General features: G+C 68.7%; 1 protein-coding gene (cut by a window edge). It reads right to left on the bottom strand.

The window, feature by feature from the left end:
• Positions 1-18,961, bottom strand: partial view of a non-ribosomal peptide synthetase gene (locus C8K38_RS08230; RefSeq protein ID WP_097211047.1) — the 5' portion only. It extends 13,727 nt beyond the left edge of the window; 18,961 of the gene's 32,688 nt are visible here — the first part of the coding sequence; the start codon lies at positions 18,959-18,961; the stop codon falls past the left edge of the window.

The following is an 18,961-nucleotide window of genomic DNA, read 5'->3' as shown; positions in this document are numbered from 1 at the left end:
CCTGGGTGGCGATCAGCGAGTTGCCGCCGAGGTCGAAGAAGTCGTCGGCGGCGCCGACCTGCTCGAGATCGAGCACGTCGGCAAAGACCTCCGCGACGACTCGCTCGGCTTCGGTGCTCGGCGCAACGAACTCGCGAACCGCGAAGACGGGCTCCGGCAACGCCTTCCGGTCCAGCTTGCCCACCGGAGTACGCGGGATCTCGTCGAGAACCATGATCGACGCCGGCACCATGTGCGCCGGCAGGATCCGGGCGACGGCCGCCTCGAGCGCGACCACGTCGACGTCGCCCGCTGCCTTCACGTAGGACACCAGCACGGTGGTACCTGCCGGTCCGGGGTGGCCGAGGGTGACCGCGAATTCGATCTGGGGCTGGAGGGCCAGCGCCGCGTCGATCTCGCCGAGCTCGATCCGGAAACCTCGCACCTTGACTTGGAAGTCGGTGCGGCCCAGGTAGTCCACTTCCCCGTCCGCGGTCCAGCGGGCCAGGTCGCCGGTGCGGTACAGCCGCGATCCGGGCTTACCGAACGGATCGGCGACGAAGCGGTCCGAGGTCAGGGACGGACGGGCCCGGTAGCCCCGTGCCAGACCCGGGCCGGACAGGTAGAGCTCACCGACGACGCCAACCGGCACCGGACGCAGCCGGCCATCGAGGATGGTGCTGCGGATGCCCGCGGTCGGCCTACCGATGGTGATGTGCTGGCCCGGGGTCAGTGCGTCGGTGCGCGTCGCGATGACGGTGGCCTCGGTCGGACCGTAGGCGTTGATGAACCGCCGACCGGGCGCCCAGCGCGCCATCAGCTCCGGCGGGCAGGCCTCACCTGCGACCGCGACGGTCACGAGTTCATCGAGGCCGCGGTGGTCGACGGTCGCCAGCGCGGCGGGCGTGATCACCATGGTGGTGACCCGCTCACGGCGAAGCAACTCGGCCAGCTCGACGCCGCCCCAGACGTCCGGCGGCGTGACCACCATGGTCGCGCCGACGCCGTATGCCAGCAACAGCTCGTAGACGGAGACGTCGAAGCTCGGCGAGACCACGTGCAGGGTCCGGGACCGCGCATCGGCCCGGAACGTCGAACGCAGGTGGTCCCGCAGGTTGGCCAGTCCCTCGTGCGTGACCACGACGCCCTTGGGCAACCCGGTCGAGCCGGAGGTGTAGATGACGTACGACGGATGCTGCGGCCGGAGCGGCCGGGTCCGGTCCGCGTCGGTGACCGGAGCCGCGGACTGCGCGGCCGCACCCTCCTCCAGTGTCTCGAGCGCCAGCCACTGCACGGACGCGGGCAGCGTCGGCAGATACGCCTCGGTGGTGACACCGAGCACGGCGCCGGAGTCGGTGACCATGTGGGTGATCCGGTCCGCCGGGTAGTTCGGGTCCACCGGGAGGAACGCGGCACCGGTCTTCGCCACCGCCCACACCGTCAGGATCGAGTGCACCGAACGACGGATGGCGACCGCGACGGTCGTCTCCGGGCCGGCACCGTACTCGCGGAGCGCACGCGCCAGGCGCGAGGAGCGCTCGTCGAGCTCGCGGTAGGTGAGATCGCCGTCCTCGCCGACCAGTGCGATCGCCGCGGGGTCGAGAGCCGCAGCGGCCGCGAGGATGTCCGGCATCAGCTGCGGGCCGACCGCACCCGACGCCCCGCCGGGGCGCCCGACGGTCTCGGCGTCATGGCGGGCGATCAGGTCGGACCGCTCCGAAACGGTGAGGACCTCGAGATCACCGACCGGGCGCTGCGGATCGGTCAGCGCGCCGTCGAGGATCCGGACGAAGCGGTCCGCGAAGCCCCGCACTGTCGCCGCATCGAAAAGGTCGGTGGCGTAGCCGAACTCGGCCAGCATCTCGGTCGGCTGTGCACCGGGCCGGAGGGTCAACTGCAGGTCGAACTTCGCGCCGCCGATCCGAGCGTCCTCCGCGGACACCGTCAGACCGGGCAGCTCGATCTGGGACTCGCCCATGTTCTCGAACGAGAGCGCCACCTGGAACAGCGGGTGCCGGGCCGTCGACCGAGCCGGGTTCAGTGCCTGGACCAGCTGCTCGAACGGCACTTCGGCCTGGCCGAAGGCCGCCAGGTCTCGGCTGCGGACCTGGCTGAGCAGGGCGTCGAACCCGACGGCCGGGTCGACCTCGGTGCGCAGCACGAGGGTGTTGACGAACATACCGATCACGTCGTCGAGCGCCTGCTCGCCACGACCGGCGACGGGGGTGCCGACGGCGATGTCGGTGGTGCCGGACAGCCGCGACAGCAGCACGCTCAGCGCCGCGTGCACGACCATGAACGTGGTGACGCCCCGACGTCGGGCGTAGTCGTGCAGAGCCTCGAGCGTGGTCGCGGGGATCTCGAAGGCGACCCGGTCACCGGCGAACGTCTGCGCGGCCGGACGGGGTCGGTCCGACGGCAGGTCGAGCTGGTCCGGCACTCCGTCCAGCGCCTCGCGCCAGTGGTTGATCTGGCGGGCCAGCAGGCTGTCGGGATCGTCCTCGTTGCCGAGCACCGCGCGCTGCCAGAGGCTGTAGTCCGCGTACTGCACTGCCAGCGGAGCCCAGTCCGGCGCCGCCCCGGCCGTGCGGGCCGAGTAAGCCAGCACCACGTCACGAGCCAGCGGGGCCATCGAGAATCCGTCCGCGGCGATGTGGTGAACCACCACCAGCAACACATGCTCGGTAGGACTGACCCGGTACAGGCGCACGCGCAGCGGCACCGCGTCGGTGACATCGAAACCGGTGCCCATCTCCGTGGCTGCGGCCGTCACCAACCCGGCCTCGTCGACGTCGATCGGGACCAGCTCGACGGCCACCTCGGTCACCGGCAGGATCACCTGCGACGGTCCTTCCGGCCCGTCCGGGTACACGGTGCGCAGCACCTCGTGCCGGGTGAAGACGTCCGCGACCGCGGCCCGCAGCGCGGCCAGGTCCAGGGTCCCGGTGAGTCGGATGCCGGCCGGCACGTTGTAGGCCGCCGAATCCGGAGCAATCCGGTTGAGCACCCACATCCGCTGCTGTGCCAGCGAGAGGGGGATCCGTTCCGGACGCTCCCCTGCCACCAGTGCGATCCGGTCGCCTGCACCGACGTGCGCCTGCACCCGCGCGGCCAACTCGACCACGGTCGGGGCCTCGAACAGCCAGGCCACCGGGATCTGGGTGTCGCGCGCGGCGCCCAACCGGGCGGCGACCTGGGTGGCGATCAGCGAGTTGCCGCCGAGAGCGAAGAAGTCGTCATCGAGACCGACGGCGTCGAGGCCGAGCAGGTCGGCGTAGACACCGGCCACCAGCTGTTCCGCCTCGGTGCCGGGCTCCCGGAACTCCGCAGCCTCGAACTCGGGCTCCGGCAGCGCCTTTCGGTCGATCTTGCCGTTGATGTTCAGCGGCAGCGCCTCGAGGACCACGAATGCCGCCGGAACCATGTAGCTCGGCAACGCCCCCGCCACGGCGGCCTTCAGGTCGGCGGTGTCGAGCACCGCACCGGCGGCAGGCACCAGGTACGCCACCAGACGGTCCCCGGTGCGCTCGTCCGATCGCGCGGTCACCACGGCGGCGGCGACCGACGCCTCTCGGGTGAGGGCGGACTCGATCTCACCGAGCTCGATCCGGAAGCCGCGCACCTTGACCTGGAAGTCGCCGCGCTCGAGGTATTCGAGTTCGCCGTCCTGGCGCCAACTGACCAGGTCGCCGGTGCGGTACATCCGCTCACCCGATGCCCCGAACGGGTTGGCCACGAAGCGATCCGCGGTGAGGTCCGCACGGCCGTGGTAGCCCCGTGCGAGCTGCGCTCCGGCCAGGTAGAGCTCCCCCGCGACCCCAACGGGAACCGGGTTCAGGCGACCGTCGAGCACGAACACTCGGGTGTTCCACTCCGGGACGCCGATCGGCACCGACGCGATATCGGCGTCGGTGACCTCGTGCGCAGTCACCGACACCGCGGCCTCGGTCGGGCCGTACAGGTTGAACAGGCGGGCAGCGTTCGCCGCCAGGAAGTCCTGCGCCGCGGCAGCGGGCAATGCTTCGCCGATCGCGAGCACGCGACGCAGCGAATCAGACAACGCCGCACCGGAAGCCGCCGCCGAGAGCATCGACACCGTCGAGGGCACCGCGTGCAGCGTGGTCACCCGCTGGGCACGCAGTAGGTCCAGCAGGTAGCCGGGATCCTGCTGGCCGCCCGGCTTTGCGATGACCATCCGGCCACCGGAGACCAGCGGGGACCAGAACTCCCACACCGACAGGTCGAAGGTCGCCGCGGTCTTGAGCAGCACCGAATCCGACCCGTCGAGCCCGAAAGCGTTGTTCTTCCACACCAACTGGTTGACGATCGCGGAATGACTGACCGCGACGCCCTTGGGCTTGCCGGTCGAGCCGGAGGTGAAGATCACGTACGCCGGGTGCTCCGGACGCAGCGGACGGATCCGCTCGGCGGCCTGCACCGGTCCGGCGGGGAATCCGGTCAGGTCGGCGCTGTCCAGGAAAAGGACAGACCTGTCCCCTGCATCGCGGAAATCATCTCGCGCGGTGGACAATACGCAGACCGGTGCCGCGGTCTCCAGGATGTGACCGGTCCGTTCCGCCGGCTGGTCGGGATCGACCGGCACGTAGGCGCCACCGGCCTGGACCACCGCGTACATGCCGACCACCAGGTCGATCGACCGACGCATGGCGAGGACGACCAGGGATTCCGGTCCCACGCCGAGCTCGATCAGCGCGCGGGCGACGCGGTTGACGCGCGCGTCGAACTCGCGGTAGCTCAGTTCCGTGCCGTCGAACCACAGCGCCGGTGTATCCGGGGTCGCCAAGGCCTGGGCACGGTAGAGATCGGCCAGGGTCTGGTCCGCGACGTCCGCACGGGTCTCGTTCCAGCCCGTCAGCACCTGCGTGCGTTCGGCCTCGTCGAGGACCTCGATGTCGCCGACTGCGGTGTCCGGCTTCGCGACTCCGACCTCGAGCACCCGCACGAACCGGTCCGCAAAGCGCTCGACCGTCTGCTGGTCGAAAAGGTCCGTGGCGAAGTGGAACAGCGCCTCGACACCGTCGGGAGAACCGTCGGCGGCGAATCGTTCGACGAGGAACAGCTGCAGGTCGAACTGGGTGATGCCGTTGTCCACGTCCAGTGCCGACACTGTGAGACTGGGCAGTTCCAGACTCGTCTGTGCGAGGTTCTGAAACGAGAACCCGACCTGGAACAGCGGGTGCCGGGCCGTGGACCGGGTGGGGTTGAGGACCTCCACGAGGCGTTCGAACGGCACGTCGGCGTTGCCGAAGGCCGCGAGGTCCGCATCCTTCACCGTGGCCAACAGCTCGGCGAAGGACTTGCCGCCGTCCACCGCGGTTCGCAGGACGAGGGTGTTGACGAACATGCCGATCAACCCGTCCATCGCGGCCTCGCCGCGACCGGCCGTCGGTGTGCCGACAGAGATGTCGTCGGTTCCGGACAGCCGGGCCAGCAGCACCGCCAGCGCGGTGTGGGTGGCCATGAAGACCGTGGCCCCCTCGCCGCGAGCGAACTCGGCAAGGTCCTTGTGCAGCTGCCTGTCCAGCTCGAAGACCACCCGGCCGCCCCGGTTGGACCGCACGGCGGGCCGGGGCCGGTCACTCGGAAGGTCGAGCTGGTCGGGGCTGCCGGCGAGCGTGCGCTGCCAGAAGTCGAGCTGCTGCCCGGCCACCGACCGCGGATCCGATTCGTCCCCGAGTACCCGTCGCTGCCAGAGCGCGTAATCGGCGTACTGCACCGGAAGCTCCACCCAGGCAGGCGCAGTCCCGCCGAGCCGGGAGGTATACGCGGTCATGATGTCACCGACGAACGGCGCGATCGACGAACCGTCTGCCGCGACGTGATGGATGACCGCGGCCAGGACGTACTCGGTCGCCGACAGCTGGAACAGGGCGATCCGAAGCGGGATCTCTGCCGTCACGTCGAACCGGGTGGTCGCGAGTTCGTACAGCCGCTGGGGCAGTTCCTCGGAGTCCACCCGGATCTGGGTCAGAGCCGGGACCGCGTCCGCGGGCGCCGCGATGACCTGAATCGGGCCGTCCTCGGTCTCCGGGTAGTGGGTACGCAGCGACTCGTGCCGCGCGGCCACGTCCGCGAGTGCGACCTCCAGCACCGCGATGTCGAGCGCGCCGGTCAGTCGAATCGCCATCGGGATGTTGTAGGCAACCGACTGCGGGTCGAATCGGTTGAGGAACCACATCCGCTGCTGCGCCAGCGACAGCGGAATCCGTTCCGGCCGGGGCTGGGCCACCAGTTCCGGACGCGCTCCACTGCCCGCGAGGCCTGCGACTGCGGACGCCAGAGCGGCGACGGTCGTCGCCTCGAACAGCAGTCGCACCGGCACCCGGGCCTCGAATGCGGCACCCAGTCGCGCCGTCACCTGCGTGGCGATCAGCGAGTTGCCACCGAGCTCGAAGAAGTCGTCGTCCAAACCGACCCGCTCGAGACCGAGCACCTCGGCGAACACGGTCGCGACAAGCTCCTCCTCACGCGTCGACGGAGCCCGATACGCGGTCGCCTCGAAAACCGGTGCGGGCAACGCCTTCCGGTCCAGCTTCCCGACCGGAGTCAACGGAATCCCGTCGAGCACCATCACCACCGCAGGCACCATGTGCCCGGGCAACGACTCCGCCAACGCCGCCTTCAACGCAGCCGGCTCCAGAACGACCCCGTCCGAACCGAGCACATACGACACCAACGACGTCGTCCCACCCACACCCTGGTGACCCACGGTGACCGCGAACTCCACACCCGACAGCGCCGACAGCGCCGCATCGATCTCACCGAGCTCGATCCGGAACCCACGCACCTTCACCTGGAAGTCACTACGACCCAGGTAGTCCAGATCACCATCGGCAGTCCACCGCACCAGATCACCGGTCCGGTACATCCGATCACCCACCACCCCGGTGGGATCCGCCACAAACCGGTCCGCCGTCAACCCCGGCCGACCCCGGTAACCACGAGCCAACGCCGGCCCCGCCAGGTACAACTCACCGACAACACCGACCGGAACCGCACGCAGGCGACCGTCCAGCACCATCGCCCGCACTCCGCGCACCGGGGGTCCCAGTGTGATCGGCTTTCCGGGGACCAGTGGGGCGGTGGTCGTGACGACGATGGTGGCCTCGGTCGGACCGTAGCCGTTGAGGAAGATGTGGTCGTCGGCCCACCGTGCCATCAACTCCGGCGGGCAGGCCTCACCACCGACACCGACCACCCTCAGGTCCGGCAACTCCTCCGGCTCGACGCTGGCGAGCGCGGCCGGGGTCATCATCACGTGGGTCACCCGTTCGCGGCGCAGCAGGTCGACGAGGTCGGCGCCGCCGTACACGGTGGTCGGCGCGATGACCAGCGTCGCGCCGGCGCCCGCGGCGAGGAGCATCTCGTTGACGGAGATGTCGAAGCTGGGCGACCCGATGTGCAGCGTCCGGTCGTCGGCCGAGATCCAGTAGTCCGCCTGCTGGTAGACGCTGAAGTTCGCCAGACCGGTGTGGCTGACGACCACGCCCTTGGGCAACCCCGTCGAACCCGACGTGTAGATGATGTAGGCGGGGTTCGTCACCCGCAGCGGGCGGAGTCGGTCGGCGTCGGCGATCGGCGCTGGCGACATGCTCGCGCATCGGCTGTCCATCTCGTCGCCGTCGAGCACCAGCCACGGCACCGAAGCGGGCAGCCCCTCGACATGTGCACCGATCGTGACACCAAGCACCGCACCGCAATCCGTCACCATGTGGGTGACACGGTCGGTCGGATACTTCGGGTCGACCGGCACGAACGCGGCACCGGACTTGGCGACGGCCCAGACCGCGAGGACGGATTCGATCGAACGGGGTATCGCGATCGCGACCGCGGTCTCCGGCCCGGCACCGGCCTCGATCAGGACGCGAGCCAGCCGTGACGACCGCTCGTCGAGTTCCTGATAGGTGACGTCGACGCCCGACAAGGTCAGGGCGACGGCCGACGGCCGCAGCGCCACCGCGGTGGTCAGCACGTCCGCCAAGTTCCTCGGCTCGACATCGGCCCCACCGGTGCGAACCGGAAGGGTGGCGCGTTCCGTGTCGTCGAGGATGTCGATGTCGCCGACGACGACCTCCGGGGCGGAGGCCACGGCCGCCAGCACCCGAACCAGTCGACCACCGAACCCGGCCACCGTGGCCTCGTCGAACAGGTCTGTGGCGTAGCCGAGTTCGACCGCCAGCCCGGCGGGGACGCCGGCCTCGTCGATCGACTCCGACACCGTCACCTGCAGGTCGACCTTGGCCACGTGCGCGTCGAACTCGACCTGGGTCACCGTCAGACCGGGCAGTTCGAGACCGGGGAGCCCCAGGTTCTGGAAGGAGAGCGCGACCTGCGCCAGCGGGGCCCGCGCCTGCGAGCGGGTCGGGGACAGGACGTCCACCAATCGCTCGAACGGTACGTCGGCATTCCCGAACGCGGCGAGATCGACCGACCTGGTCCTATCGAGCAACTCGGCGAATGGCGCACCGGAATCCACCTCGGTGCGCAGCACCAGGGTGTTGACGAACATGCCGACGAGATCGTCCAGCGCCGCCTCGCCGCGACCGGCGATCGGCGCTCCGACCGCGATGTCGCTGGTTCCCGAGAGCCGTGCCAACAACGCGGACAGCGCCGCGTGCACGACCATGAACATCGTCACGCCGCGGTCCCGGGCCAGACCGGCCAGTGCCGCGTGCAGGTCGGCGTCGACCGTGAGGTGGTGCGCTGCACCACGGCCCGAGGCAACCGCAGGCCGCGGCCGGTCACTCGGCAGGTCCAGCTGGTCCGGCAACCCGGACAGCGCGGACTTCCAGTAGTCGATCTGCTTCGCCGCCAACGACTCCGGGTCGTCCTCCGAGCCGAGAACCCCGCGCTGCCACAGCGCGTAGTCGGCGTACTGCACGGCCAGTGGGGCCCAACCCGGCTGCTGACCGGCGACTCGGGCCGAGTAGGCGACCATCAGGTCACGCATCAGCGGCCGCATCGAGAACCCGTCGCCTGCGATGTGGTGCACGACGAACACCAGCACGTGTTCGATGCCGGGTTCGAGGACGAACAGTCGGACGCGCAGCGGGACCTCGACGGTGACGTCGAAGCCGGTGCCGGCCTCGCGCAGGATCTCCGCGAAGAGGTCATCCTCCGCCAGTGGGGTCGGCGCAAGGTCCGGGACGGACTGCTCGGTGGGAACGACGACCTGGATCGGACCGTCGACGGTCTCGGGGTAACGGGTCCGCAGGATCTCGTGGCGATCCACCAGGTCCGCCACTGCGGCCTGCAGGGCCGCGGCGTCGATGGGGCCCGAGAGTCGAATCGCCGCCGGAATGTTGTTCACCGCGGATGCGGTGTCGAACTGGTTCAGGAACCACATCCGTGACTGGGCCGGGGAGAGCGGAACCCGTTCCGGCCGAGGCTGCGCGACCAGTGCGGGCATGGCTCCGCCACCGGCCAGCGCGTCGACAGCGCCGGCCAGTCCCGCCACGGTGGGCGCCTCGAACAGGACGCGCACCGGCACCTTGGTCTCCAGTGCCGCACCGATCCGCGCGGCGACCTGCGCCGCGATCAGTGAGTTGCCGCCGAGGTCGAAGAAGTCGTCGTCCAGACCCGCCCGGTCGAGTCCGAGCACCTCCGCGAACACCCCGGCCACGACGACCTCGCTCGTCGACACGGGGGCACGGAACTCGCGTACTTCCACGGCAGGCGCGGGCAGCGCTCGCCGATCGAGCTTGCCGTTCACGGTCAGCGGAATCTCTTCGAGTACAACGAAGTTCGACGGAACCATGTACTCGGGCAGCACGCCGGCCAATCCCTCGCGCACCGCCCGCACATCCAGACCGGTGGTCTCCTCGGGCACCAGGTACGCCACGATCCGGGCCGAATCGGCGGTATCCTCGCGCACGATCACCGCCACCTGTGCCACGCCCGGCTCCGCCAGCAGCGCGGCCTCGATCTCGCCGAGCTCGATTCGGAAGCCGCGCACCTTCACCTGGTCGTCGGCACGTCCCAGGTACTCGAGCTCCCCGTTGCGGTTCCACCGAGCGAGGTCACCGGATCGGTAGAGCCGGCCCGATCCGAACGGGTTGGCGACAAAACGAATTGCGGACAGATCCGGCCGGCCCAGGTAGCCGCGCGCCAACTGAACGCCGGCCACATACATCTCACCGGGAACTCCGATCGGCACCGGCCGCAGCCGGTGATCGAGCACGAAGACCTGCAGGCCGGCGATCGCCTGACCGACGACGCTGCCGGCGGCCTCCGCGACCGTCCTGGCGTCGAGCGCCCGGAACGACACGTGCACGGTGGTCTCGGTGATGCCGTACATGTTCACCAGCACCGGGGTCTCGCCGCGGCGCCGGTACCAGTCGGACAGCCGAGGCAGCTCGAGCGCCTCACCACCGAAGATCACGTAACGCAGCGCGAGCTCGGCCGGGTTCCGCCGATCGGCCTCCGCCAGCTGGTAGAACGCCGACGGAGTCTGGTTCAGCACCGTCACCCGCTCGCGGGCCAGGAGGTCGAGGAACTGCTCCGGCGAACGCGACGTGTAGTAGTCGACAACCACCAGCGTCCCGCCGTACAGCAGCGGACCCCACAGTTCCCACACCGAGAAGTCGAATGCATAGCTGTGGAACATCGTCCACACGTCGGAGGAATCGAATCCGAACCGGCCCTCGGTGTTGCGCATCAGACGGGTCACCGTCCGATGCGGCACCTGCACGCCCTTCGGGCGTCCCGTAGACCCCGACGTGTAGATCACGTAGGCCACGTTGGCCGGGCGCAGCGGCGCGATTCGGTCCGAATCCTGCACTGCGGCCGACGAATGCGACGACACGTCCACCACGTCGATCTCGACGACCGGCAGGTCAGTCGGCAGATCCATCTCACGGCCGACCGTGGTCACCACGCACACCGGTGCCGCGTCGGCGAGCATGAACGCGATCCGGTCCGCCGGATACGTCGGATCCACCGGCAGGTACCCACCACCGGCCTTGAGCACCGCGAGCAACGCCACCACCAGGTCCGCAGACCTCGGCAGCGCCACCGCCGCGAGCGTCTCCGGTCCCACACCCATCGTGATCAACTCGCGTGCCAGCTGGTTGGCCCGCGCATCGAGCTCCCGGTACGTCAGGGACGCACCGTCGAACCGAACGGCGACGGCATCGGGACGAACCACTGCCGCGGCATCGAATGCCTCGACCAGGGTCGCGTCGACACCCTCGTCGACTCCGGAGGAGTTCCACGACGACAGCAGGGATTCCCGCTCGACGGGCTCGAGCAGGTCGATGTCGCCGACGACGACGGCGATATCGGCCACCACCGCCTCGAGCACTCGCACCCACCGGTTCTCGAACGCCCGCATGGACGGCTCGTCGAACAGGTCGGTCGCATAGGTCAGTTCGGTGACGATCCCAGCGAACTCATCTGCACTGTCAAAGGACTCAGTCAGGTCGAGCTGAAGGTCGAACTTTGCGACCTGCTCGTCGTACTCCAGCGCACGGATGCTGAGTCCGGGGAGTTCCAACTCGGTCTGTCGCTGGTTCTGGAAGGCCAGCGACACCTGGAACAAGGGGTGACGTGCCTGCGAGCGCGCCGGGGACAGCACCTCCACCAACCGCTCGAACGGGACGTCGGCATTGCCGAGGGCAGCCAAGTCGGTCTCCTTGGCCCGGGCGAGCACCTCCGCAAAGCTCGCACCGGGGTCCACCTCGGTGCGCAGTACCAGGGTGTTGACGAACATGCCGACGAGATCGTCGAGCGCCGCGTCACCGCGGCCTGCCACCGGGGTACCGACCGCGATGTCCGTGGTTCCGGAGAGCCTGGCAAGCAACACCGACAGGGCCGCGTGCACGACCATGAACAGGGTCACGCCCTGCTCGCGAGCGACCCGATGCAGTTCCCGCTGCAGCGACGGCGCCAGCGTGAAGCGGTTCGTGGCGCCCCGATACGAGGCAACCGCGGGCCGCTGCCGATCGGCCGGCAGGTCCAGCTGGTCCGGCAATCCCGACAGCACGGACTTCCAGTGGTCGAGCTGCGTCACCGACAAGGACTCCGGGTCGTCCTCGGAGCCGAGCAGCTCATGCTGCCACAGCGCGAAGTCGGCGTACTGCACCGGCAGCGGCACCCACGCGGGCTCGACGCCCTGCGTCCGCGCCGAGTAGGCGACCATCACATCGCGGGCCAGGGGCGCCATCGACCAGCCGTCACCACTGATGTGGTGCACCACCATCGCCAGCACGAACTCGCCGGCGGCGCCGTCCGCACCGGCCACCCGGAACAGGGCGACGCGCAGCGGAACCTGCACGGTGACGTCGAAGCCCTTGGAGAAGAAGCCGACCAGCGTCTGGGGCATTTCGGAGGCCGCGACGACGACCGGTGCGAGCTCGGGAGCGACGTCTTCGGCGTCCAGGATCATTTGCCGCGGGACCGAATCGACCTCTGGGAACAACGTCCGCAGCGACTCGTGCCTACCGATGACGTCGGCGATGGCGGAGCGCAGCGCAGCGACGTCCAACTCACCCGAGAGAGAAAGGGCCAACGGCAGGTTGTACGCGGTCGACTCGGGATCGAACTTGTTGAGGAACCACATCCGCTGCTGCGCGGCGGACAACGGAATCAGGTCCGGGCGGGGGCCCGCTGCCAACGCCTTGCGGCCGACTCCGGCCAGGTCCTCGACGCGGGCGGCGAGTGCCTCGACGGTCGCCGCCTCGAAGAGCAGTCGAACCGGGACGACGGTGTCCAGTGCGGCACCCAGTCGCGCCGTCACCTGCGTGGCGATCAGCGAGTTGCCACCGAGCTCGAAGAAGTCGTCGTCCAAACCGACCCGCTCGAGACCGAGCACCTCGGCGAACACGGTCGCGACAAGCTCCTCCTCACGCGTCGACGGAGCCCGATACGCGGTCGCCTCGAAAACCGGTGCGGGCAACGCCTTCCGGTCCAGCTTCCCGACCGGAGTCAACGGAATCCCGTCGAGCACCATCACCACCGCAGGCACCATGTGCCCGGGCAACGACTCCGCCAACGCCGCCTTCAACGCAGCCGGCTCCAGAACGACCCCGTCCGAACCGAGCACATACGACACCAACGACGTCGTCCCACCCACACCCTGGTGACCCACGGTGACCGCGAACTCCACACCCGACAGCGCCGACAGCGCCGCATCGATCTCACCGAGCTCGATCCGGAACCCACGCACCTTCACCTGGAAGTCACTACGACCCAGGTAGTCCAGATCACCATCGGCAGTCCACCGCACCAGATCACCGGTCCGGTACATCCGATCACCCACCACCCCGGTGGGATCCGCCACAAACCGGTCCGCCGTCAACCCCGGCCGACCCCGGTAACCACGAGCCAACGCCGGCCCCGCCAGGTACAACTCACCGACGACACCGACCGGAACCGCACGCAGGCGACCGTCCAGCACCAGTGCGCGGACGCCCGTCACCGGGCCGCCGATGGTGATCGGCTGACCGACCGCGAGCGGTCCGGTGGTGGTGGCGATGATCGTTGCTTCCGTGGGACCGTAACCGTTGACGAAGTCACAGACAGGACTCCACCTGGCGACCAGTTCCGGCGGGCATGCCTCGCCGGCGACCATCACCATGCGCAGGTCGGTCAGGTCCGACGGGTCGACCGCGGCCAGCGCGGCCGGGGTGACCGATGCATGTGTCACCCGCTCGCGCCGCATGAGCTCGGCGAGTTCGGCACCGCCGTAGATCGTCGGCGGAGCAATCACGACGGTGCCGCCCGAGCCGTAAGCCAGCAGCATCTCGTAGATGGACACGTCGAAGCTCGGTGATACGAAGTGCAGGATCCGTGAATCGCGCGTCGTACCGAAGGACGCGCGCTGATCGGCAACGACGGCGGCCAGCCCGTCGTGTGTGACCGCGACGCCCTTCGGCCTGCCGGTGGAGCCCGACGTGTAGATCAGGTAGGCGACGTTGGCGAACTGCAGCGGACGCACCCGGTCCGGGTCGCCCACCGGTGTCAGTGCCAGTGCGGCGAGTTCGTCCTCGACTGCGTCTGTTCCGAGCGCCAGCCACGCGATGCCAGAGGGCAACTGACCGAGGAAGGTGTCGACGGTGACGCCGACGACGGCAGACGAGTCCTCGATCATGTAGGCAATACGGTCGATCGGGTAGTTCGGGTCGACCGGCACGAACGCGGCACCGGTCTTGGCCACCGCCCACACCGCCAGCACGGATTCGAGCGACCGGGTCAGCGCGACGGCAACTGTGGTCTCGGGCCCTGCGCCGCGGGTGATCAACAGCCGGGCCAGCCTCGACGACGCCTCGTCGAGGTCATGGTAGGTCAGTTCACGCCCCTGATCGGACACGGCGACACCGGTCGGATTCGCGGCTGCAGCACTCTGGAGGATGTCAGGCAAGAGCCGCTCGGGCTCCCCCTCACGGCCGGAGCGGCTCAACAGGTCGATTCGCTCCTCGCCGGAGAGGATCTCGATGTCACCGACCGGGCGACTGGGCTCGCGCAGCGCCGACCGGAGGATCCGGACGAACCGCTCCGCGAATCCGGACACCGTCGACTCGTCGAACAGATCTGTGGCGTAAATGAATTCGGCGTCCATTACGGAATCGGAACCGCCGCGCAGGGTCAACTGCAGGTCGAACTTGGACAGATCGACCTCGACCTCGCTGGCGGACACCGACAGCCCCGGGAGCTCGAGGGTGGTCGCGCCCATGTTCTCGAACGACAGCGCCACCTGGAACAGCGGGTGCCGGGAGGTCGAGCGCGCCGGGTTGAGCACCTGGACGAGTTGCTCGAAAGGCACGTCGGCATTGGAGAATGCGGCCAGGTCGACGTCGCGGACGCGGGCAAGCAGATCGACGAAGGACGAACCGGCATCTACCTCGGTGCGCAGCACCAGGGTGTTGACGAACATGCCGATGACGTCGTCGAGTGCCTGCTCGCCTCGACCGGCGACCGGGGTACCGACCGCGATGTCGGTGGTACCGCTGAGGCGTGCCAACAGCACGCTCAGCGCCGCGTGCACAACCATGAAGGCGGTGACGCCCTGGGCCCGGGCCAGCGCGCCCAGCGCCCGGACCGTGTCCTCCTCGATGGTGAAGCGGACCCGGCCGCCGTCGAAGGACTGGACAACCGGGCGGGGTCGGTCCATGGACAGGTCCAGCTGGTCGGGCAGCCCCGCCAGCACCTCACGCCAGTGGCTGATCTGCTTGGCGGACAACGAGTTCGGATCGTCCTCGGATCCGAGCACCTCGCGCTGCCAGACGCTGTAGTCCGCGTACTGCACTCGCAGCGGCGCCCAGTCCGGTGCCACACCCGTGGCCCGGGCGGTGTAAGCCGTCATCACGTCACGAGCCAGAACCGCCCACGACATGCCGTCCGCGGCAATATGGTGAACGACCAACGCAACGGCGAGTTCGTCCGCCCCGACCGCGAACAGTCGCACCCGGAAGGGGATCTCCTCCGCCACGTCGAATCCGAGGGACGCGAAGTCCGTGAGCCGAGTCGCCAGTTCGTCCTCGGTCACCTCCTGCGCGACCACGTCCAGGTCCACTTCTGCGAGGGGCAGGATCACCTGGAACACGCCGGCCGCCGACTCGGGGAACACCGTGCGCAGCGCCTCATGCCGGCCGAGCACGTCGAGCAGGGCCGCGCGCAGGGCAGGCACATCGGTGCGTCCGGCGAGCCGGACGACGAGCGGCAGGTTGTAGGTGGCAGCTGCGGTGTCGTACTGATTGAGGAACCACATCCGCTGCTGCGCAAGCGACAGCGGAAGCTGCTCCTGCCGAGTCCTGGCCACCAGTTGCGGGCGCTGCTCCCCCTTGGCGCTGGCCTTCTCCGCCCGGTCCGTGATCGCCGCGACGGTCGGGGCCTCGAACAGCGTCCGCACGCCGAGCCGGATGCCGAATGCCGCGCCAATCCGGGCGACCACGTGGTTGGCGTTGAGCGAGTTACCGCCCAGCTCGAAGAAGTTGTCGTCCAGGCCCACCTGATCCGCGTCGAGCACGTCCGCGAACACCGAGGCGACGATCTCCTCCGCGGGAGTCCGCGGGGCACGATAGGCCCGCTCACCGAGCGTGAACACGGGCGCGGGCAGCGCCTTGCGATCCAACTTGCCACTGGCGTTGAGCGGGAACGCCTCCAGCACCGTCAACGCCGACGGCACCATGTATGCCGGCAGCACACGCTCGACTGCGGATCGCAGCTCGTCGACGTCCAGCACGGCGCCCGCCGACGGCACCACGTAGCCGACCAACTGCTCGCCGGCCGCCGAATCCGCGCGCACCACGACCACACACTGCGCCACCTCGGGCAGCGCACAAAGCACCGCCTCGATCTCGCCGAGCTCGATCCGCAGACCGCGCAACTTCACCTGGAAGTCGGTGCGGCCGATGTAGTCCAGCTCGCCGGAGTCGTTCCAGGACACCAGGTCACCAGTCCGGTACATCCGTTCACCGGACGCCCCGAACGGGTTCGCCACGAACCGATCCGACGTCAGGTCACTGCGACCGACGTACCCGCGGGCCAACTGCACACCCGCCAGATACAACTCGCCCGGCACACCCACCGGCACCGGCCGCAACCGCGAATCCAACACGAACACCTGGGTGTTCCACACCGGCGCACCGATCGGCACACCCACCACGTCCGCCGCGGTGACCTCATGGAAGGTCACGTCCACCGCGGCCTCCGTCGGGCCGTACAGATTGTGCAACCGCACCGCAGGCAGGATCTCCCGCAACCGCGCCGCAGTCTCCGCAGGCAACGCCTCACCCGACGCAAACACCCGCCGCAACGACAACGCCCCCACCACCGACGGCTCCGCCACGAACACCGCCAACATCGACGGCACAAAATGCGCCGTCGACACCGACTCCTCCACGATCACCCGAGCCAGATACGCCGGATCCCGATGACCATCCGGCACCGCGATCACCATCCGAGCACCAACCTGCAACGGCCAGAACAACTCCCACACCGACACATCGAAGGTCACCGGAGTCTTCTGCAACACCACATCATCGACGGACAACCCGTACTCGCCCTGCATCCACAACAGACGATTCACGATCGCCGCATGGCTCACGGCCACACCCTTCGGCCGACCCGTCGAACCCGACGTGAAAATCACATACGCCGTATTGGACGGCACCAACGGCGCCAACCGATCCACATCCGACACCGGCGCATCCGAGAACGACGCCAGGTCGACCGCGTCGATCTCGACGACCTCAGCCCCCGGGGCCGTGAACTCGTCACGCGACGTCGAGAGAACGCACGCGGGCTCGGCGGTGTCGAGGATGTTCCCGATTCGATCCGCCGGCTGATCCGGGTCCACCGGCACGTACGCACCACCGGCCTTGACCACCGCGTACACACCGACCAACAGATCGATCGATCGACGCATCGCCAACGCCACCAACGATTCCGGACCGACACCGATGGAGATCAGATGTCGCGCAAGGCGATTGACCCGAGAATCGAAATCCGAGTAGGTCACCGACTCGCCGTCGAACGACAATGCGACCGCACCGGGCGACCGCACCACCTGAGCGTCGAACATCGACACCAACGTGCCGTCCTCGACCACCCGATCGGTGGCGTTCCAACCCGACAGTGCGAGGGTCCGCTCGGCCTCGGTGGTGACGGTCAGGTCCCACACCCGCTGGGCCGGGTCCGCGGCGAGGAACTGATCGAAGAAGGCGAGGAACCGGTCGTGGTGCCCCTTCGCCTGCTCCTCGGTGTACAGGTTCGGGTTGGTCTCGAAATCGACGTGCGTCCGGGTGCCTGCGACGCTCTGGTAGAAGTTGACGGCCAGGTCCTCCACCGTGCCGGTGGACAGAATGCTGAGCTCACCGACGACGGGACCGAGGGCGAGCTCGTTGTGGAACAACATGATGTTGACCAACGGGCCGAGCAATTCGCGCTGCATCGTGCTGTTGGACGAATCGCGCCGGATGTCCTCGTGACGGTACCGCTGGTGGCGCAGCGCCCCGGCGACCGCGACCTGAACGGACTTGAGCAGCTCTTCGACGGTCGTGCCCGTGCCAACGTGCAGCCGCAGCGGGACCACGTTGGAGAGCATGCCGCCGGACTTGCGCATCGAGGCCGTCGTCCGAGCCGTCACCGGCAGGCTGAGGATCACGTCGCCGGCATCGGTCATCTGGGCCAGGTACGCGGCGAACGCCGCGATGAGCATCCCCGACGGCGAGGAGTCGTGCCGGGCCACCGATTCGGCCATCAGCGCCTCGGTGCCGGCGGACAGCGCCGCGCTCGCGATGCCGTTGAGCGCGGCGGGCGGCGCGGTCCGCTCGGTCAGGCTGGTGCCCTCCTCCATGCCCTTGACGCGGTCGGCCCAGTAGGCGGCGTCGGACTGGAACCGGGTGCTCTCGCGGTACGCGACCTCCGATTCGTAGAGGCTGCGCAGCGTGCTCGCCTTGGACGGGGTGGGCTCGTGCCCCTCGATCAGCGTCGAGTAGAGCTCGGCGACGCGGGTCATGTAGGCCATCGCACCGAAGCCGTCGAGCGCGATGTGATGCACGCGGGAGTACCAGAAGTACCGCTCGTCCTCGATCTGCAGCACGACCGCGGCGATGAGGCGGTCCTCGAGCAGGTCGATCGGTGCGCTGAATTCGGCCTGCATCCAGTCCTGCGCGGCACGTTCCGGGTTCTCGTAGCCGCGGAAGTCCTGGTAACCGACATGGTCGTCGATCGTCAGGTCGATCACCTGTTGCGGGGTGCCGTCCACCTCGATCAGGCGAAGGAACCCGGTGCCGAACTCGGCGGATCCGATCTGGCTGGCGTCGTCGAGAATCTGCAGATCGAGCGGGCCACGCAGGTCCACGAACTGCGCGATGTTGATGGGGACCTCAGGGTCGACATGCTGCGCGTACCACATTCCGAGCTGCGCGGGCGACAGCGGAAAGACATCGGACTGGCACTCGATCGAGCTGCGGCCGTCGTTGTCTTCGTTGAGCATGATCGGCTTCAACTGATACCTCAT

Source organism: Rhodococcus sp. OK611 (assembly GCF_003050885.1).
GTDB lineage: Bacteria > Actinomycetota > Actinomycetes > Mycobacteriales > Mycobacteriaceae > Rhodococcus_G > Rhodococcus_G oryzae.
Note: the sequence above shows the minus strand (reverse complement) of the source record. Positions and strands in the feature narration are given on the sequence as shown.